The organism is Microbacterium keratanolyticum, assembly GCF_016907255.1.
Classification (GTDB): Bacteria; Actinomycetota; Actinomycetes; order Actinomycetales; family Microbacteriaceae; genus Microbacterium; species Microbacterium keratanolyticum.
In genome coordinates, this window is sequence record NZ_JAFBBQ010000001.1 from 396,301 (window position 1) to 413,576 (window position 17,276).

Consider the following 17,276-nt stretch of genomic DNA (forward strand, 5'->3'; position numbering starts at 1 on the left):
CGAGACGTTCGTGCCGAGTTCCCTGAATTCTAGAGCACCCCTCGCGCCCGCCCGACGCACATGAGCTTGTGTTGCAGGAGACAGCGTCGGCGAGTGCGGCTACGCTCGAATGGATGGCTGAATCGCGCGCGTGGTGGCTTCGCATCTCCGATGCGGCGGTGAAGACCGCCCTGCGGTTACGTCTGGTTCGTGCGGTGCTGCTGTACTTCGAACGCGGGGGCCCGCAGCTCGCAGACAGCATCACCTACCGCGCCTTGTTCAGCGTGTTCGCGGCCGTTCTGTTGGGTTTCTCCGTCGCGGGGCTCTGGCTTGCCGGTTCTCCCGAAGCACTGAACGCCCTGGTCGCGGCGGTGGATGCCTCGGTTCCGGGCCTCCTGGGAACCGGCGACGATGCGCTGATCGATCCGCGCAGCATCCGCCTTCCCGTGGAGAGCCTGTCGGTCGCCGGTGTCCTGTCGCTCGCGGCACTCGTCGGCGCAGCGCTCGGTGCGATCGGTGCGCTCCGCTCGGCCCTGCGCACCCTCTCCGGGCGGCTCGCGGATGACACCTTCTGGCTGTGGGCGCTTCTGCGCAACCTCGCTCTCGCCGTGGGAATCGCGATCGCGTTCGTCCTCGCCGCGGCATTGACGCTGGTCAGCACCCGGGCAGCATCGGTTGTGGCGGGCTGGTGGGGCGCATCCCCCGACGATCCTGCCGTCGCGATCGTGACGCGCCTCACCGGAATCGTGATCGTCTATGCGCTCGACACGGCGCTGATCGCCGGCATCTTCGTTCTCCTCGCTGGCGTACGGTCGCCCGCACGCTCGCTCTGGGCCGGGTCCCTGATGGGCGCGGCCGGTCTGCTCGTGCTCCAAGAGCTGTCGAACCTGTTCGTCGGCGGTGCCGCGAGCAATCCGCTGCTCGCATCCTTCGCGACCCTGATCGCGCTCCTGCTGTGGCTGAATCTGTCCGCGCAGGTCATCTTGATCGCCAACACGTACATCATCGTCGCCGCTGAGGATCATGAGCATCCTGGCGCCGCACCTGCGACCTCGATGGAAGAGAGGCGCCTGCGTCGTGCACACCGGATGGTGCAAGCAGCGACAGAAGAGCGGGACGCGGCGCGCGCTGCTCTTGCGAAGAAATAGGCGTGCTCAGCGGGCCGGGCAGGTGCCGTTCGCACGGAGCGCAGGATCGCTCGCGATCTCGCCGTCGGCGCTGAGGTAGGCGACGATGTCATCACCCTGCACATCCAGATCGGTGATCCGGATGCCCGCAGGCAACTGATCCGCGATGCAGATGCGGCGCGTCTCCGTGAGACCGTCAGCGATCGAGCCGAACTGATCACGAAGCTGGCGCATGTCGAACTCTGCCCCGGCCACGGTCGCGGAGACGGGTTCGACCGTGAGGTCCCCGTCGATGACGCCCGGAACGAGGGTAAGCGACAGTGGGATCTGCGCCCCGAAGAGCGAGAAGCTCCCGAGCGCTGTGACGTTCGGAGCATCCACATCGATCTTTTCGACCATCGGCAGATCCGCCTTCGCCACCAGGGTCGTGAACTGCGACTCATCAAGGCGCACACTTCCCGTGGCGCTCTGCAGAGGGCCACCACGCAGGGGCACACCCTTCACCTCGATGTCGACGGCGCCCGTCAGCCCGGCGAAGGAGACGCTGTCTGATGAGAGGCGCACATCGTCGAGGCTGCCCCCGATGAGCTGCGGCAGCATGATGCCGCGGGCATCGACCTCGAGCTGCTGATCGTCGGGCAGCGACATGGCTTTGAGGACTTCGGCGCGAATCGTGTCTGTGACGAGCCCGCGGGCGAGGAACTCCGCCCCGACGACGGCTCCGGCGAGGAGGACGATCGCCACGCCCAGCACCCATGGCCAACGCCGGCGCGTGCGTGTGGACGGTGCCGGCGTCGCATCCGAAGATTGCTCCGCGACCGGAGGCAGCGGCACCGTCGGGTGGTCCTGGCCGCTCAACTCCGGATAGCGCTCCGTATCGCCGACACCCACCGGTTACATCCGCTCCGGTGCGGACACGCCCAGCAGATCGAGGCCGTTGCGGAGCACCTGGCCGGTGGCGTCGTTGAGCCACAGTCGCGTGCGGTGCACGGTCTCGATGGGGTCGTCACCCTTGGGGATCACCCGGCAGTTGTCGTACCAGCGGTGGTACAGGCCTGCGAGCTCCTCGAGGTAGCGGGCGACGCGGTGCGGCTCGCGCACCTCGGCGGCGAAGGCCACGATGCGCGGGAACTCCTGCAGGGCGCCCAGCAGTGCCGCCTCGGTCTCGTGCGTGAGCAACTCCGGCGCGAACTCGGAGCGGTCGACGCCGGAATCGCTCGCGTTGCGGCCGACGTTGTGCGTACGCGCGTGGGCGTACTGCACGTAGAAGACGGGGTTGTCGTTCGTGCGCTTCTGCAGCAGCTCAGGGTCGAGCGACAGGGGCGAGTCGGCGGGCGAACGCTCGAGCGAATAGCGCAGCGCATCCGTTCCCAGCCAGTTGCGCAGGTCATCCATCTCGATGATGTTGCCGGCGCGCTTGCTGAGGCGCGCACCGCCGACCGAGACGAGCTGGCCGATGAGCACCTCGATGTCCTTCTCAGGGTCATCACCCGCGGCACCGGCGAGTGCCTTGAGGCGGTGCACATACCCGTGGTGGTCGGCGCCGAGCAGGTAGATCTTGTGCTCGAAGCCGCGATCGCCCTTGTTCAGGTAGTAGGCGGCGTCAGCGGCGAAGTAGGTGTACTCGCCGTTGGAACGACGGATGACACGGTCTTTGTCGTCTCCGAAATCGGTCGTGCGGACCCAGACGGCGCCCTCGTGGTCGAAGACATGCCCCTGGGCGCGCAGGCGGTCGACGGCCTCGTCGACCAGACTCGGCCCACCGTCGGCCTTCTTCGCGTGGAGGATGCGCTCGGAGAACCAGACGTCGAAGTCGACGTTGAACTTCGACAGCGACTGCTTCTGCTCGGCGAGCTGGTAGGCGTAGGCGAGCTCCAGCGCGACGCTGTGCTGTTCCTCATCCGGAAGACTCAGCAGGTCGGGGCGTTCAGCGACCACGTGCGCGGCGATGTCGGCGATGTAGCTGCCCGCATAGCCGCCTTCCGGGGTCGGCTCCCCCTTGGCTGCGGCGACGACGGATGCGGCGAAGCGATCCATCTGCGCACCCGCGTCGTTGATGTAGAACTCACGGGCGACCATGGCTCCGGATGCGGCGAGCAGGCGTGCGATGGCATCGCCGAGAGCCGCCCAGCGGGTGTGACCGATGTGCAGGGGTCCGGTCGGGTTGGCGCTGACGAACTCGATGTTGATCGAGCGCCCCTCCTGCGAGGAGTTCTGGCCATAGGCCTCTCCCGCGTCGACGATGACCTTGGCGAGCGCGCCGGCGGCGGCGGCATCCAGTCGCACGTTGATGAATCCTGGCCCTGCGACCTCGACGCTCGCGATGCCTTCGACCGCCGTGAGACCGTCGGCGATCTGCTGCGCCAGCTCACGCGGGTTCGTGCCGAGAGGCTTAGCGACACGCATGGCGATGTTCGTCGCCCAGTCACCGTGGTCGCGGTTGCGCGGGCGCTCGAGGACGATGTCGGCCGCGGTGATCTCGAGAGGCTCGCCCGGTCGTCGCTCGTCTGCGATCGGCGTCAGAACGGCGAGGATGGCTGTGGCGAGAGCTTCAGGATTCATAGGGCTCCAGTCTACGGCGCGGGCAGCGTGAGAATCGTTTACCCTCTATCCATGACTGCGCGCCCTGGCCTTCGCCGCGCGAGGACCATCGGGCTCGGACTCGGCGTTCTCGCGCTGCTCTGCGTCGGGGTCGTCGGTGTGTGGCGCCCCTGGGCGGTCTCCCCGCAGACGGTCCCCGTGGCGGCAGCGGCCGCTCCCCTCGCCCTCGCACCGCTGGCGCTGCCGGAACGTCCCCGCGTGCTGGTGTTCGGTGACTCGTGGACCTACGGCTCGGCCGCATCCGATCCCTCTCTGGGATATGCCTACGTGCTGGCGGATGCGCTCGGCGCCGAGACGATCGTCAACGGCGTTCGCGGGAGCGGATATCTCAAACCCGGCATCGACGGCCCGACCTTCGGCGAACGCGTGGCGTTGCTCGACCCGACGCTCCGCCCCGATCTCGTGATCGTGCAGGGATCGATCAACGATCGGCACATGGGCGCGAAAGGCTACGACGCCGCGGTGGGCGCGGCGTGGGACGCGCTCGCGGCGACATATCCGGACGCGACGATCGTCGTGCTCGGCCCCGCCCCACACAAGCTGCCCATTGGCAAGGCGACGGCCCGCATCGATCGCGACCTCGCACGCCTCGCGGCGAGCCGCGGATGGCATTACATCTCACCGATCGCAGAGACCTGGATCACGCCGGACAACTACGCGACGGTCATCGACGCGGGTCTCGGGCGCTTCCACCCCAGCACGGACGGTCACCGCTACCTGGCGGAGCGCCTCACCGAGGATCTGCGGAGACTGGCCAGCGAATCGCCCGTGCTCGCCGGCGAATCGGAGGAAGCGGTCCAGCGGTGATATCGTCGTTCGGTACGCCTCTGTAGCTCAGTGGATAGAGCGCCGGTTTCCGGTACCGTAGGTCGCAGGTTCGACTCCTGTCAGGGGCACACATATCCCCGTCCAGAAATGGGCGGGGATTTTCGCGTTTTCTGGATCATCTGCGCCCCCTCCCGGCGCGTCCTTTCGCTCCTCGCGAAATATCGCATGATCGCCTTCTGCGGCCGTGACCCATCCGGCTACTCTCCGTGCGGAGGATCCACACGATGACCACAGATGCTACGACCGCAGACCACCCGCGCACGGAAGAAGAGCAAGAACTCTCTTTCCGCCGCATCAGCGCCCTGAACGTCTGCGATATCTGTGAGCTGAGCGAGACGCTCGCGGACGCACAACGCGACTTCGTCGCTGACAACGGCACCTCGATCGCCGAGGCGACGCGCGCCGCGGGCTACGCCGAGCTGTTCACCAGCTTCGGTGAGGGCGAGGACGGGCCGGAGCGCTTCTATACCAAGCTCGGCTTCGTGCGCACGGGAGACTTCTTCGACGAGGAACCCGAGGCGGTTCTCGATCTCGATGCCTTCCTCGCCGCATCCCGCACCGCTGGCGCCTAGGCGAGAGAAGCCGCGGGCCCCGACACAACGGAGAGCCGCGCCTGAATGTCGGAGGCCAGGCGCACAATGCCTGCATGGACATCACACTGTTGCAACCATCAGGGCTCGTGATGAGTCCCGCATTCAGCCACGTCGCCATCGTTCCTCCCGGAGCGACGACGATCTATGTCGGCGGCCAGAACGGCGTCGACAGCTCGGGAGCGGTCGTCTCCGCGGATGTCGGGGAGCAGTCGGCCCGCGCGATCGACAATGCGGCGATCGCACTGTCGGCCGCAGGCGCCGGGCTCGAAGATGTGATCAGCTGGACCGTCCTGCTGCACGCCGAGGCCGATCTTCGTGCTGCGTACGGTGCCGTCGCCGCGAAGCTGTCGCGCGAGGGCGCCCCACCGCTTGTCACTGCGGCGCTGGTCGCTGGGCTGGGTGTGCCGGGGGCGCTCGTCGAAGTGAGCGCCGTGGCTGCCGTGGTGCGCGCCGACTGATCTGCGCACCTTCCCGCGACACACACCGCGGTTGCTGATATATCAAAAGCCGCCTCCGGTATATTTTCTCCGCAAGGGGGAGATCAAAGGAGAAAAGCGTGCCCGTGGATGAGGTCATCCAGGACTTTCGGCATCGTCGGTTCATGGAAGAGGGCGTGCGCACCGTCGGCGGCGACACAGGCATGCACGCCCGCGTCCGCCCCATCGGCACGACGCTCCTGATTCACGCGACGGGCTCGCGCTCGGAATTCACGCGCAAGCCACTCGACCCCGGCATCGACCAGATCGACATCACGATGGTCGATCGCGGCGAGTACTCGTACCTCGATGACGGCCGCTGGCACCACGTGACGTCAGCCCTCATGATCGCGCCCAGTGGACTGCCCCACCGCGTGCAGTTCGACCGCGAGTGGGAGATGACTCTCCTCCGCGTACCCCGGGCGATGCTCCTCCCCTATGCGCCGATCATCCGCGACGAGATCCAGCTGTATCCGGAGCTCACCCTTTTCGAAGGCTCGGTCGGAACCTTCGCCCGGCAGCTCATCGTCGATGACCGCGCCGCGTCCGGCAGCGAAGCCACGGCCGTGGAACGGGTGATTCGCGAGATGGTCGGAACACTCGTCCAGCAGCGTTACGGGCATGACAGCGGCGCCGGCGCGACCGTCTGGGATCGCGCGCTGTCCGCCATTCGCGCACGGGCCACCGATCCGAACCTCAGCCCCGAGCAGGTCGCGCGCGATGTCGGCTGCTCGCTGCGGCAGCTGCAGTCGATCCTCAGCCGCAACGATACCTCCGTCGCCGGAGAGATTCGCCGCGAGCGCACACGGTACGCACGGCAACTGCTCCGCGACAGCAACGCGGACAACCTCGGAATCGACGAGATCGCTCGTCGCTCGGGGTTCGGATCGAGTTCCACGCTGCGGCGTGCACTTGGCACGCTGTATGAGCGCACCCCGCGGGAGATTCGGCAGCAGCCCGCAGGCGCCGACTGAATACTCACAGCCGCCTCATACCCGTACCCCGTACCGGTTAGGTACGGTCGGGGTATGAGATCTGCAGCCCGTCGCTCGGCCCTTCCCGCCCTCATCGCCACCGCCGCACTTCTGCTCGCCGGCTGCGCGGCTCCGAGCATCCAGCCGAAGACGCCGGATGCCACCGCACCGTCAACCGCGGCCGTGGAGCAGGTCGATGCCGCCGAGCTTCTGGCGCCTCTCGGCCTCGACGGACAAGATGCGCGCAGCGTGATCGACGCGCTGGAAGCGCTGCCGGTGGATGAGCGCCCCAGCGATCTGATCGCCTCCATCCGCACGGAGGAACTGCTGCTGAAGAGCGCCGACGGTCGCGAAGCATCCCTTCCGATGCCCGCCGACGTGTTCTACACCTCCGTCGCCCCTTACGTCACGCAGACGCACGACTGCTTCTACCACAGCCTGACGACCTGTCGCGGAGAGCTCTCGAGCACTCCCCTCGCCGTGACGATCATCGCCGCTGACGGCACGGTCATCGTCGATGAGACCGTCACGACCAACGACAACGGCTTCGCCGGGTTCTGGCTGCCGCGTGACCTCGATGCGACCATCACGATCACTCAAGACGGACGCACGGTCACCGCGCCACTGTCGACGACCGACGAGGATGCGACCTGCGTGACGACCCTGCAGCTCACATGATCAGCGCGAGCACGAGCGCGCACACCGCGAGCAGCGGCAGCGTGCCCTGCACGGCGGCCGCACGCAGCATCCGCCCATCGGAGAGCACCAGCACGAGCGCTGCGGCGAGCATCATGCCCGTGCCCGCGAAGACCAGAGTGAGTCCCACCGTCGTCACGTTCGCGATCACGCAGACGATTCCCACGGCGACCGACACCGCGAGGAACAGGTTGTAGAAGCCCTGATTGAAGGCGAGCGCGCGCATCGTCTGCGCATCGGCCTCGCTGCGCACTCCGAAGGTTCTTCGCGTCGAGGGGGCCGTCCAGCGCAACGACTCCAGCACGAAGATGTACACGTGCACGAGCGCGGCGGCGCCCGCAAAGATCATTCCTGCCCATAGCATTCGACGATTCTCCTCCCCCACGCGCCCGGCGGGGAAGAGCTCAGACGAGGAAGAACGGCAGCAGGCCGGGATTGTGTGCGTGCACCAGCACCGCGAAGACGACCGCGTCGAACAGCAGATGCACCGTCACGACGTAGGCCAGGGAGCGCGTGCGCAGGAAGATGTAGCCCTGCAGGAGGGCGAACGGGATGGTCAGCACAGGTCCCCATGCCCGGTAGCCGAGCTCCCAGAGGAAGGAGACGAAGACGATCGCCTGCAGGATGTTCGCGGAGGCATGCGGCAGATGGCGTCGCAGCAGCGCGAACGCCGTGCAGATGAAGAACAGCTCGTCCCAGATGCCGACGGCCCCCACACCGACGAACAGCCGCGCGATGAGCTCGGGCGAATCGACGACCGGCCAGTTCAGGTACACGCCGCTCGTGATGAAGTAGAACGGCAGGATCAGCCATCCGAGCACGAGCACCGCGATGAGCCAGGTCCAGTGCAGACGCCCCCATCGTCCACCGCCGCGCCAGGGAAAGCTGATCGCGCGGTCACGGTAGACGAACCGCGACACGAGGTACGGCACCGCCACCGCGCCGCCGAGCGCAAGCGTGAAGCGCAGCATCGCGAGGTTGTCGAGTTCGGCCGCCAAGGGCACCGAGCTCACGATCAGGAGCCCCAGAGCGATGAGCGAGAGATCGCGGGTGAGGCTCGGCTCCCCCGGGTTCGCAGAGAAGGCGGATGCGGCGCCGCGGCGCTCACTCCACGCGGCAGTGCCGACGCCGATCGCCAGCAGCAGCCAGCCGAGCCACGGGGTCAGCAGCACGAAGAACGCAGGCGCTGCGAGGCATACGGCGAGCGCCGAGAGCAGCGCGGGCAGGCGCAGGGTCGTCACCTGCGGTGCGGCGATCATGCGCGCGGTGTACGCCGGTAGACGAGATCGCGGATCTCGCGCCCCTTGTTGATGCCTTTGCGCTCGAAGGCCGTCATGACGCGGCCGTCGAAGCGCTCTGCCCATTCGCCGTCGAAGGCGCGCTCGAACTCAGGAGCCCGGTCGAGGACATCCCGCATCTGCAGCGCATAGTCCTCCCAGTCGGTCGCGAGGCGCAGCAGTCCGCCGTCTTCGATCGCTGCGCCTGCGGTGGCGCCGAAACCGTCACGCACCATGCGGCGCTTGTTGTGACGCACCTTGTGCCAGGGGTCGGGGAAGAAGACCCAGACCTCGCGAGCAGACGCCTCCGGCAGGTAGGTGCCGAGCACCTCGGGTGCGTTGGCTTCGATGAGCCGCAGATTCTCGGCGCCGCCGCGCTCAGCGTCGAGCATCGTGCGAGCAAGCCCGGCACGGAAGACCTCCACCGCGAGGAAGTTCTCGGCGGGTCGCGCCGTGGCGGCCGCCACGATCGCGTGCCCCTGGCCTGTGCCCACCTCCACGATGAGCGGCGCCTCTCGCTGCCAGGCCGCCGCCACGTCGAGGCGCGCATCCGGGTGCACCGAGGTCGACGCGATCGAGCGTGGAACGTCGATCATCATCCGCGGGGCGATCTCTGCGAAGGCGCGCTCCTGCGCGTCTGACATGCGTCCGCTGCGGCGAACGAAGGAGACGGGCTCGTCACGGAAGATGGGTGCTTCTGGCATCCTTCCAGGCTACCGGCGTCGCGTCCCCTTCGCGTGCCGCGAAAGACGTGCCGCTAAGGAGCGGTGACGAAGTCGATGAGCTCTTCTACGCGGCCGAGCAGAGACGGTTCGAGGTCGCGGAAGGTGGTCACCCGGGAGAGAATGCGCTGCCACGCGTGGGCGATGTCGGCCTGCGTCTCGTGCGGCCAGCCGAATGCCTGGCAGATGCCGACCTTCCACTCCACGCTCCGCGGGATCTGCGGCCACTGCCGGATCCCCATCGCTGCGGGCGTCACGCACTGCCAGACGTCCACGTAAGGGTGTCCGACGATGCGCAGATGTGCGCCATGCGGGCCGCGCATGATGGCATCGACGATCCGCGACTCCTTCGACCCCGGAACCAGGTGGTCGACGAGCACGCCATAGCGGCGCGTCGCGCTCGGAGGCTCATCACGCAGCAGATCCTCCAGCAGGTCGATGCCCTGCAGATACTCCACGACCACACCCTCGACCCGCAGGTCATGTCCCCAGACCTTCTCGACCAGTTCGGCGTCGTGTCGACCTTCGACGAGGATTCGACTCGGCAGGGCGGTGCGGGCGCGCTGGTCGGTGACGGCGAACGATCCGGATGCTGTGCGGGTGCGGCCCTGTGGGGCCGCCTTCGGCGTCACGAGCTTCACGGGCTCACCGTCGATCATGAAACCGCCGCCGAGTGGAAACAGACGTCGCTTGCCGACGCGGTCTTCCAGTTCGACGTAGCCGCCCTCGGTCTTCGTCACCGCACCGCAGAATCCGTCGATCGCGACCTCGACGACCAGATCGCGGGCCGCTGCGACCTCTCTGGCCAGCTTCGCACCACGCTGGCGCCATCCTTCGGCCAGCACATCGGATCCGTACCTGTCGTCCATTCGATCCACCCTACGAGGGGGCGTTCCGCGCTCGGCGCAGCGACGCGGACGCACCCCTCGTTCGCTGTCAGCGACACGCAACAGCCTCCCCACGGCACGGGCGTATGAATAGACTCGTGCCAGGGGGCGCACGGCACCCATGAAGGGAGCAGGAATGCGAGCGCGCTGGGGTGCTGGGGTCACCGGGTTCTTGCTTCTTGCCGCGGCAGTGGTGTGGGGTGCGGCGCCGGCCGTCGCGACTCCCCCGGTCTCCCTCTCCGCGGGTTTCGTGACCGACGCGGCCGATGTGCTCACCCCCGCCGATGAGTCGACGATCAACACGCGCCTCGAGGCGCTCAGCACCGACGATCGCATCGATCTCTTCGTCGTGTTTGTCGACGAGTTCACCTCCCCCTCGGATCGCCAGCAGTGGGCGGATCAGGTCGCCGCCGACAACGGTCTCGGTGCGGCACAGTATCTCCTCGCCGTCGCCACCGAAGGCCGCCAGTACTACATCTCCGCCGATTCAAGCGGACCCGTGAGCGAGAGCCGACTGCTCGCGATCGAAGAGAGCATCAAGCCCGACCTGCGTGCCGAGAACTGGGCCGGTGCCGCCATGACCGCCGCCGAAGCGTTCTCCGCCGACGACGCCGGCTCCTCCGGCTGGGGCTTCATCCTCGTGATCGTCGTCATCGCCCTCGCCGTGATCCTCATCGTCTGGCTCGTATCGAGGTCGAAGAAAAAGCGGACGGCGGATGCGTCCGCGGCGGACGACCCTTATGCGGGGGTCACCGACGAGCAGCTGACCACGCAGGCCGGTGCCGCGCTCGTGCAGGCAGATGACGCCATCACTTCCAGTCGAGAAGAGCTCGGCTTCGCCACCGCCCAGTTCGGAGAGAAGGTCACCGCGACCTTCGCGCAGGTCATCACGGACGCGAAGGCGAAGGTCGATGAAGCGTTCTCTCTCAAGCAGCAGCTCGACGATGAGATTCCCGACACCGACGAGCAGCGGCGCGCCTGGCACATCCAGATCATCACGCTCTGCGAGGAGGCCGACACGCTGCTCGACAGCAACGTCGAAGCCTTCGACGAGCTGCGTCAGCTGGAGCAGAACGCCGAGCAGGCTCTGCAGCGGGCGACGCAGACGCGCGCGGAGACCGCAGCCGCCGTCGCCGCGGCACCAGACGCCCTCGCCCGACTCGCCCAGTCGTACGACGCCTCCGCGCTGAGCACGATCGCAGAGAACCCCGCACAGGCCGCCAGCAGGCTCGAACTCGCGGACGCGCATCTCGTCGAGGCATCCGCTCTTCTCACCGCAGGGAAGCGTGGCGAGGCCGCCTTCGCCATCCGCACGGCGGAAGAAGGTCTCGTACAGGCCCGACAACTGTGCGACGCAATCACGACGCTCGGCGCCGATCTCAGCGCAGCCGAGGAGCAGGCGCGGGTCCTCATGGCGGATCTCGAAGGAGACATCGCTGCGGCGGGCACCCTCCCAGACCCCTCCGGCCAGCTCGCGCAGACCGCCGCGGCCACCCGCGCGCAACTGGATGAGGCGCGGGCGAACCTCACCGGCTCGGCACGTCGCCCCGCCGTGATCCTCGAGGCGCTCACCGCCGCCAATACGCGCATCGACGCGCTCACCGCACAGGTCCGGGACGCGCAGCAGCGCGCCGCACGCGCCAGCCAGATGCTCGCCCAGACCCTGCTGCAGGCGCAGGCGCAGGTCTCCGCAGCCAACGAGTTCATCATGACCCGCCGTGGCGCTGTGGGAGCCACCGCCCGCACACGTCTCGCCGAGGCGTCCGCGCAGCTCTCGCAGGCGCACAACCTGCAGCCCACCGACCCCGAGACCGCACTCCAGCACGCCGCGCGCGCCGACTCCCTCGCACAGAACGCCATCGCGCTCGCCCAGCAGGACGTCAACGGCTACGGCGGCATGGGCGGCGGGTTCACCGGCGGTGGCGGCAGCGGCATCGGCGGTGACATCCTCGGCGGAATCATCGGCGGCATCCTCGCCAGCGGCGGTGGCCGCAGCTCGGGCTCCGGCTGGGGCGGTTCCTCGGGCGGCGGATGGCGCTCCAGCGGGGGCTCTCGTGGCTTCCGCCCGTCCAGCTTCGGCGGCTCCCGCGGCCGATCAGGCGGTGGTCGCTTCTAGCCGCCGCATCCGCCCTCCGCTTCAGACCACGAATCCTGTCCCAGTGAAAGGTAATGCAATGACCAAGCAGTCCATCTTCGGGCGCATCTCCACCCTCGTCCGCGCGAACATCAACTCGCTTCTCGACTCTGCAGAAGACCCGCAGAAGATGATCGACCAGCTCGTTCGCGACTACACCAACAACATCGCGGATGCCGAGTCGGCCATCGCCGAGACCATCGGCAACCTGCGTCTGCTCGAGCGCGACCACGAGGAAGACGTCCAGTCGGCGAATGAGTGGGGCAACAAGGCCCTGGCCGCGAGCCGCAAGGCCGACGAGCTCCGCAGCGGCGGCCACACGGCCGACGCCGACAAGTTCGACAGCCTCGCCAAGGTCGCTCTGCAGCGTCAGATCAGCTCCGAGCGCGAAGCCCGTGCCGCAGAGCCGCAGATCGCCGCTCAGACGGAGATCGTCGAGAAGCTCAAGTCCGGCCTGAACGGCATGAAGGACAAGCTCGGCGAGCTCAAGAACAAGCGCAGCGAGCTCCTCGCCCGCGCAAAGGTCGCAGAGGCGCAGACGAAGGTCCAGGACGCCGTCTCGTCGATCAACGTTCTCGACCCCACGAGCGAGCTGGGTCGTTTCGAGGACAAGATCCGTCGCCAGGAGGCCATCGCCCAGGGCAAGGCAGAGATCGCCGCGTCCTCGCTCGACGCACAGTTCGAGAGCCTCGAAGACCTCGGCGAGCTCACCGAGGTCGAGGCGCGTCTTGCCGAGCTCAAGTCGGGCGGCGCATCACGCCCGGCGCTCGAATCGCAGTAAGCCGAGCGGGCGGATGCCACGGCCCACATGCCGTGGCATCCGCCATCGACACGACTCCCCCCGCAGTACCCTCCCTACATCCTCAGGAGGTTCGGATGACCCGATTCCTCGTCGTCCCGCAGTGGCAGGGCTCTCCTTCCGCGCGGGCAATGCTGCTGGTCGATGGCGCTGACGCCATCGCAGAAGACCTTCCCAAGGCGCGGACGCGCGTGCTGGATGTTCCCCTCGAAGCCGGAGACGCCCAGGGAACCACAGTGCAGCGGCTCAGCAGCCTGCGCCGCACACACGACCTCATCGTCGAGGCTCTCGCCGACACCGACGAAATGACGATCCTCGTCGGCGGAGACTGCAGCGTGAGCGTCGGGGCGATCACGAGCATCCCCGGCGAACTCGACGACGTCGCCCTCGTCTGGTTCGACGCGCATCCTGACCTGCACACGCCGTCCACGTCGCCCTCTGGCGCCTATGCGGGCATGGCGCTGCGCGCAGCGCTCGGTGACCCGCACTCGCCACTCCCCGCTCGGCCGGGCCTCGCCCCGGATCGCGTCGTCCTCGTCGGCGCCCGTGCTGTCGATCCGGCCGAAGACACGCATCTGAGTGAGTCCGGCATCACGCGTCTCTCACCGGACGAACTGGCCACGGAGGGCGCTCTCACCCGCGCGGTCGCCGCGACCGGCGCATCCCGGGTCTACGTCCACGTCGACGTGGATGTGCTCGATCCGGCGCACCTCGCGGGTGTCTCGATGCCCGCGCCCTTCGGCGCCGAGGTCGCGCATCTGGTCACGGCGCTGCGTGATCTGCGATCCCAGACGACGCTCGTCGGCGCGACCGTCGCGGGCTTCGCGCCGCGCACGCGTGACGATGCTGTCGACGACCTGGGAGCGATTCTGCGGGTGATCGGCGCGCTCGCGTGACGGCCGCCCGCCACGACATCGCGCAGATCCATGCCGATGCGGCCGAGATCCTGGCGCAGGGACAACGAGCTGACCGGCGTCTCCCGGCCTTTCTCCTGCGCTCCCCGATCGCGCGTCTCGGCTATCTGTACGGCACCCTCGTCGGCTGGGTGTGGGGGTCTTTGTGGAGCACAGGACCGGTCGAGCGTCACCACGGCCTGTGGGTGTTCCGCGGCATGCCATCGTGGACCTTCGCGCGGGGCGGCGTCTGCGTCGGCGGATGCTTCCTCACCGGCGACGAAGAGCTCGATGATCGCGTGCTGAAGCACGAGGCGGTCCACAAGCAGCAATGGCTGCGCTACGGCATCCTGCTCCCGGTGCTGTACCTGTTCGCGGGCCGCAATCCGCTACGCAACCGCTTCGAGATCGAAGCAGGCCTCGAAGACGGGCGCTACCTCCCGCGACCGGCTCAGCGCGTGCGCAGCAGCCCGAAGCGCTCGGGCGCATAGATCGACGCCGGGTCGACGCCCAGCGTTTCCGTGAGGTGGTCGACGATGTCGGCTGTGCCGAGGAACCCGCCCAGTAGGGTGACGTGCGTCTCGACGCCGTCCTGCGAATCGGATGCTTCATCGTCGCGGCAGAGCATCTCACTTGCCCAGGCGTTCGCAGCACGCGCGACAGCCTGCCCCTGAGCGCAGGCGCGGCCTGTTCCGGGCGCGCCCGTGCGCATCGCGCGCGGCAGCCAGGTGACGGTCATGCGGGAAGGCACATCGATCGGCGCGATCGCGGTCGCATCCGGCACCTCGATGAAGATGCGACCCGAGGCGCACAGCGGAAGAGTAGCCAGCGTGGCCTGCAGCTCTGCGAGCGAACTCTCGTCAGCGGTGATCAGGTACTGAACCTTGGCGCGACGCGTGGCCCGGCGCTGAGCGCGGGCCGAGAGGCGGGAGGTTTCCGACGTGATCATGATGCGTTAACCATAACACCAAGCGAAGGCTTGCCTTACCTCATAGATCAGCCGATGAGAGTCTCCCCCAATGCCTCAAGCTCCGCGTCGCTCAGCCCCTGGGCACGCAGGTAGCCGATCGCAGACCCGAACTCGGTGTCGATGGCCGCGAGCAGCGCCCGCATGACAGGTGCGGGCGAGGCCGTCGCGAGCTCGATCGCATTCGGTGTGTCGAGATTGCGCGAGCGCATATAGGCGAGAACCTGCCGGTTCCGCTCTTCCGGAAGCAGCGACGCGGTGAGCGCATAGTCGTCGATGACCGCATCCCGATCCGCCCCCACGGCCGACAGTGCCAGCGCCACGGTCACACCCGTGCGGTCTTTCCCCACGGTGCAGTGCACGAGCGTGGACGGACTCGATCCGATGATGCGCATCGCGTCCACGAGCTTGGGCCCTGCCTGCTCGACCAGGTGACGATACATCTCCGTGAGACCCGCGTTCTCTGTGAAGAAGGAGGCCACCGACCCCACGAACAGCGGCAGGCGCGTCGTGGGAATGTCACGGATCGCACTGGGCTCACTGGACACCTCCATGTCGTCGCGGAGGTCGACGATGTGATGCACGCTGCCGTGCAGGAACTCACTGCCCGCGTCGGTCAGGCCCGCGAGCTGCCCGGAGCGGAACAGCACACCGTCACGAACGCGGGAGTTGCCGACCGCGATGCCACCGACGTCACGGAAGTTCGCGACCCCGGGAACGTCGAGGACGGTCATTTCGCCGCGCGCGGAGGCACCGGGTAGCGCCCTGCGATGACGATGCGGTTGAAGGAGTTGATCGAGACGCATGCCCAGCTGAGCGCCGCATACTCCTTCTCAGTGAAGACGCTGCCGACACGGTTGTACACGTCGTCGGGGATTCCGTCTTCACTGATGAAGGTGAAGGCCTCGGCGAGCTCGAGCGCCGCGCACTCGCGCTCGGAGAAGACGCCGGATTCGCGCCAGGCCGGCAGCTGCGTCAGCGTGTCCAGGTCGACGCCCGCCGCGACAGCACGGTCGACGTGGATCCGCACGCAGAAGGCGCAGCCGTTGAGCTGCGAGCAGTGGATCAGCACCAGCTCCTTGAGCCGGTCATCGATGCCGTTGGCCTTGCAGATGTCGTTGACGGTCTTGGAAAACGCATCCAGCGCCGCGTAGGCGGCGGGTTCGGTTCGAGACAGGTGCACGCGCTTCTCAGTCATATGCCCAGCCTACGACTCCGGATGCTGCGGAGCGGCGGTTGGGCGCGAACGCGCAACACCGCAACGCGCGCTCCCGGAAGACAGAAATGACCAGATGAACGGGCCAGGATTGAACAGAAAGCCAGGACGTTGCCGGGATTGCATTGGCATATTGCTCTCGCGTTTCACCGGCGCTGCGTTCTCGGAGCACAATGGTGACGTGTCCACTCTGACAGAGTTCTCCTTCCTCGACGCACAAGCGCAGGCCTTGGGCGTACCCGTCCCCCCGGTCGAGCGCCTCATGCTCACACTCGACGACGGCCGCACGCTCAGCGCGCTGCGATTCGGCGAGGGCACACCGCAGGTGACGCTTCTCCACGGCGCCGGCCTGAACGCACACACCTGGGACGCCACAGCGCTCGCGCTCGGCCTGCCGGCCCTTGCGATCGACCTGCCCGGACACGGCGACTCCTCGTGGCGTGACGATCTCGACTACTCCGCACCGGCGATCGCGCCCGACATCGCCGCGGCGCTGCGCACCTGGACCACCGTGCCGCAGGTGCTCGTGGGTCAGTCCTTGGGCGGTCTCACCGCCGCACGCGTCGCCGCGCAGCATCCCGACCTCGTTCGCGAGGTCATCGTCGTCGACATCACTCCCGGCATCGACACCAGCCACGGGCCGGCGATCCTGCGCGAGTTCTACGCCGGCCCCACCGACTTCGCTTCCCGCGACGACCTTGTCGAACGCGCACTCGCCTTCGGCATGGGCGGCTCGCGCGCCAACACCGAGCGCGGAGTCTTCCTCAACACGCGCGTCCGCGCCGACGGACGCGTGGAGTGGAAGCACCACCTCGCCCACCTCGCCGCGACGACGTTCGCTGCCGAGCCTGCGGCGAACGCCAACGCTCCCGTGCTCCGCGCCGAGGGCTGGGACGACCTCGCCGCCGTGCGCGCGCCGCTCACCCTCGTGCGGGCCGCGCAGGGATTCGTGACAGAGACCGACGCCGAGGAATACCAGCGCCGCCTTCCCGGTTCCCAGGTGGTGGTGTTCGACGCACCGCACAACGTCCAGGAGACAGCTCCCCGAGCACTCGCCGACCTGGCGCGGACGCGCCTCAGCGCCGCAGTCGACACGTCTCTATGACG

20 protein-coding genes and 1 tRNA gene are annotated in these 17,276 nt (G+C 67.7%); 12 read left to right on the top strand and 9 right to left on the bottom strand.

Going from position 1 to position 17,276, the window contains the following annotated elements:
- The first annotated feature begins 113 nt into the window (after window positions 1–113).
- Complete coding sequence (locus tag JOD62_RS01970; RefSeq protein ID WP_204937658.1) at window positions 114–1,127, top strand: YihY/virulence factor BrkB family protein; 1,014 nt, start codon at window positions 114–116, stop codon at window positions 1,125–1,127.
- 6 nt (window positions 1,128–1,133) lie between these two features.
- Here the strand turns inward: JOD62_RS01970 and JOD62_RS01975 are convergent, their stop codons facing one another.
- Window positions 1,134–1,997, bottom strand: coding sequence for an LmeA family phospholipid-binding protein (locus tag JOD62_RS01975; RefSeq protein ID WP_204937659.1), 864 nt, complete (start codon window positions 1,995–1,997; stop codon window positions 1,134–1,136).
- 3 nt (window positions 1,998–2,000) lie between these two features.
- Window positions 2,001–3,668 (bottom strand): arginine--tRNA ligase, encoded by a 1,668-nt coding sequence (gene argS / locus JOD62_RS01980; RefSeq protein ID WP_204937660.1) that lies wholly within the window; start codon window positions 3,666–3,668, stop codon window positions 2,001–2,003.
- A 51-nt stretch (window positions 3,669–3,719) separates the two neighbouring features.
- Between argS and JOD62_RS01985 the strand changes: the two genes are divergently transcribed.
- The 6 genes from JOD62_RS01985 to JOD62_RS02010 all read left to right on the top strand — a co-directional run bounded on the left by JOD62_RS01985 (window position 3,720) and on the right by JOD62_RS02010 (window position 7,256).
- On the top strand, window positions 3,720–4,514 hold the full coding sequence (locus tag JOD62_RS01985) for an SGNH/GDSL hydrolase family protein (RefSeq protein WP_204937661.1): 795 nt from the start codon (window positions 3,720–3,722) through the stop codon (window positions 4,512–4,514).
- 16 nt (window positions 4,515–4,530) lie between these two features.
- Window positions 4,531–4,603 (top strand) — tRNA-Arg (locus JOD62_RS01990).
- Window positions 4,604–4,759: 156 nt separating this feature from the next.
- Window positions 4,760–5,107 carry a hypothetical protein gene (locus JOD62_RS01995; protein ID WP_204937662.1) on the top strand — a complete coding sequence of 116 codons (348 nt, stop codon included), beginning with the start codon at window positions 4,760–4,762 and terminating at the stop codon, window positions 5,105–5,107.
- Between the two features lie 74 nt (window positions 5,108–5,181).
- Complete coding sequence (locus JOD62_RS02000; protein ID WP_204937663.1) at window positions 5,182–5,586, top strand: RidA family protein; 405 nt, start codon at window positions 5,182–5,184, stop codon at window positions 5,584–5,586.
- Between the two features lie 98 nt (window positions 5,587–5,684).
- A complete protein-coding gene (locus tag JOD62_RS15050) occupies window positions 5,685–6,578 on the top strand; it encodes a helix-turn-helix domain-containing protein (protein ID WP_204937664.1) in 894 nt (297 codons plus the stop codon).
- Window positions 6,579–6,632: 54 nt separating this feature from the next.
- Window positions 6,633–7,256 (top strand): CueP family metal-binding protein, encoded by a 624-nt coding sequence (locus JOD62_RS02010; protein WP_204937665.1) that lies wholly within the window; start codon window positions 6,633–6,635, stop codon window positions 7,254–7,256.
- On the opposite strand, the gene JOD62_RS02015 is transcribed toward JOD62_RS02010, so the two are convergent.
- The 4 genes from JOD62_RS02015 to JOD62_RS02030 are packed head-to-tail and all read right to left on the bottom strand — an operon-like array spanning window position 7,249 to window position 10,142.
- Window positions 7,249–7,638: a DUF1304 domain-containing protein gene (locus JOD62_RS02015; protein ID WP_204937666.1), complete on the bottom strand. Its 390-nt coding sequence runs from the start codon at window positions 7,636–7,638 to the stop codon at window positions 7,249–7,251. The two genes, JOD62_RS02010 and JOD62_RS02015, sit on opposite strands and share 8 nt — an antisense overlap.
- Before the next feature lie 40 nt (window positions 7,639–7,678).
- Window positions 7,679–8,533 (bottom strand): CPBP family intramembrane glutamic endopeptidase, encoded by an 855-nt coding sequence (locus tag JOD62_RS02020; protein WP_204937667.1) that lies wholly within the window; start codon window positions 8,531–8,533, stop codon window positions 7,679–7,681.
- Complete coding sequence (gene trmB / locus JOD62_RS02025) at window positions 8,530–9,255, bottom strand: tRNA (guanosine(46)-N7)-methyltransferase TrmB (RefSeq protein ID WP_204937668.1); 726 nt, start codon at window positions 9,253–9,255, stop codon at window positions 8,530–8,532. Before trmB ends, JOD62_RS02020 begins: the two co-directional genes overlap by 4 nt.
- A gap of 53 nt (window positions 9,256–9,308) precedes the next feature.
- Complete coding sequence (locus JOD62_RS02030; RefSeq protein ID WP_204937669.1) at window positions 9,309–10,142, bottom strand: DUF3097 domain-containing protein; 834 nt, start codon at window positions 10,140–10,142, stop codon at window positions 9,309–9,311.
- 154 nt (window positions 10,143–10,296) lie between these two features.
- On the opposite strand from JOD62_RS02030, the gene JOD62_RS02035 reads away from it, so the two are divergent.
- The 4 genes from JOD62_RS02035 (at window position 10,297) to JOD62_RS02050 (ending at window position 14,477) form a co-directional block, all read left to right on the top strand.
- A complete protein-coding gene (locus tag JOD62_RS02035; protein ID WP_204937670.1) occupies window positions 10,297–12,276 on the top strand; it encodes a TPM domain-containing protein in 1,980 nt (659 codons plus the stop codon).
- 58 nt (window positions 12,277–12,334) lie between these two features.
- A complete protein-coding gene (locus tag JOD62_RS02040; RefSeq protein ID WP_204937671.1) occupies window positions 12,335–13,075 on the top strand; it encodes a PspA/IM30 family protein in 741 nt (246 codons plus the stop codon).
- 95 nt (window positions 13,076–13,170) lie between these two features.
- The gene (locus JOD62_RS02045; protein WP_204937672.1) at window positions 13,171–13,989 is read left to right on the top strand and encodes an arginase family protein; all 819 of its coding nucleotides are present in this window, start codon (window positions 13,171–13,173) and stop codon (window positions 13,987–13,989) included.
- Between the two features lie 26 nt (window positions 13,990–14,015).
- The gene (locus JOD62_RS02050; RefSeq protein WP_378789172.1) at window positions 14,016–14,477 is read left to right on the top strand and encodes a Fe-S oxidoreductase; all 462 of its coding nucleotides are present in this window, start codon (window positions 14,016–14,018) and stop codon (window positions 14,475–14,477) included.
- Here JOD62_RS02050 and JOD62_RS02055 read toward each other — a convergent pair.
- The 3 genes from JOD62_RS02055 to JOD62_RS02065 are packed head-to-tail and all read right to left on the bottom strand — an operon-like array spanning window position 14,438 to window position 16,151.
- Window positions 14,438–14,935 carry an SIP domain-containing protein gene (locus JOD62_RS02055; protein ID WP_204937673.1) on the bottom strand — a complete coding sequence of 166 codons (498 nt, stop codon included), beginning with the start codon at window positions 14,933–14,935 and terminating at the stop codon, window positions 14,438–14,440. The two genes, JOD62_RS02050 and JOD62_RS02055, sit on opposite strands and share 40 nt — an antisense overlap.
- A 47-nt stretch (window positions 14,936–14,982) precedes the next feature.
- Window positions 14,983–15,687 (bottom strand): tyrosine-protein phosphatase, encoded by a 705-nt coding sequence (locus JOD62_RS02060; protein ID WP_204937674.1) that lies wholly within the window; start codon window positions 15,685–15,687, stop codon window positions 14,983–14,985.
- Window positions 15,684–16,151 carry a carboxymuconolactone decarboxylase family protein gene (locus tag JOD62_RS02065; protein WP_204937675.1) on the bottom strand — a complete coding sequence of 156 codons (468 nt, stop codon included), beginning with the start codon at window positions 16,149–16,151 and terminating at the stop codon, window positions 15,684–15,686. Before JOD62_RS02065 ends, JOD62_RS02060 begins: the two co-directional genes overlap by 4 nt.
- Window positions 16,152–16,359: 208 nt before the next feature.
- Between JOD62_RS02065 and JOD62_RS02070 the strand changes: the two genes are divergently transcribed.
- Window positions 16,360–17,274, top strand: a complete 915-nt coding sequence (locus JOD62_RS02070; protein WP_239526878.1) for an alpha/beta fold hydrolase — start codon at window positions 16,360–16,362, stop codon at window positions 17,272–17,274.
- Window positions 17,275–17,276 lie beyond the last annotated feature (2 nt).

What these genes read in the sequence shown, in the direction of transcription:
- JOD62_RS02040 (WP_204937671.1), top strand. Translation starts at nt 12,335, where the DNA reads ATGACCAAGCAGTCCATCTTCGGGCGCATCTCCACCCTCGTCCGCGCG.
- JOD62_RS02035 (WP_204937670.1), top strand. Translation starts at nt 10,297, where the DNA reads ATGCGAGCGCGCTGGGGTGCTGGGGTCACCGGGTTCTTGCTTCTTGCC.
- trmB (WP_204937668.1), bottom strand. Translation starts at nt 9,255, where the DNA reads ATGCCAGAAGCACCCATCTTCCGTGACGAGCCCGTCTCCTTCGTTCGC.
- JOD62_RS02065 (WP_204937675.1), bottom strand. Translation starts at nt 16,151, where the DNA reads ATGACTGAGAAGCGCGTGCACCTGTCTCGAACCGAACCCGCCGCCTAC.
- JOD62_RS02060 (WP_204937674.1), bottom strand. Translation starts at nt 15,687, where the DNA reads ATGACCGTCCTCGACGTTCCCGGGGTCGCGAACTTCCGTGACGTCGGT.
- JOD62_RS02055 (WP_204937673.1), bottom strand. Translation starts at nt 14,935, where the DNA reads ATGATCACGTCGGAAACCTCCCGCCTCTCGGCCCGCGCTCAGCGCCGG.
- JOD62_RS02015 (WP_204937666.1), bottom strand. Translation starts at nt 7,638, where the DNA reads ATGCTATGGGCAGGAATGATCTTTGCGGGCGCCGCCGCGCTCGTGCAC.
- JOD62_RS01985 (WP_204937661.1), top strand. Translation starts at nt 3,720, where the DNA reads ATGACTGCGCGCCCTGGCCTTCGCCGCGCGAGGACCATCGGGCTCGGA.
- JOD62_RS02030 (WP_204937669.1), bottom strand. Translation starts at nt 10,142, where the DNA reads ATGGACGACAGGTACGGATCCGATGTGCTGGCCGAAGGATGGCGCCAG.
- JOD62_RS02010 (WP_204937665.1), top strand. Translation starts at nt 6,633, where the DNA reads ATGAGATCTGCAGCCCGTCGCTCGGCCCTTCCCGCCCTCATCGCCACC.
- JOD62_RS02000 (WP_204937663.1), top strand. Translation starts at nt 5,182, where the DNA reads ATGGACATCACACTGTTGCAACCATCAGGGCTCGTGATGAGTCCCGCA.
- JOD62_RS02045 (WP_204937672.1), top strand. Translation starts at nt 13,171, where the DNA reads ATGACCCGATTCCTCGTCGTCCCGCAGTGGCAGGGCTCTCCTTCCGCG.
- JOD62_RS01970 (WP_204937658.1), top strand. Translation starts at nt 114, where the DNA reads ATGGCTGAATCGCGCGCGTGGTGGCTTCGCATCTCCGATGCGGCGGTG.
- JOD62_RS01995 (WP_204937662.1), top strand. Translation starts at nt 4,760, where the DNA reads ATGACCACAGATGCTACGACCGCAGACCACCCGCGCACGGAAGAAGAG.
- argS (WP_204937660.1), bottom strand. Translation starts at nt 3,668, where the DNA reads ATGAATCCTGAAGCTCTCGCCACAGCCATCCTCGCCGTTCTGACGCCG.
- JOD62_RS02020 (WP_204937667.1), bottom strand. Translation starts at nt 8,533, where the DNA reads ATGATCGCCGCACCGCAGGTGACGACCCTGCGCCTGCCCGCGCTGCTC.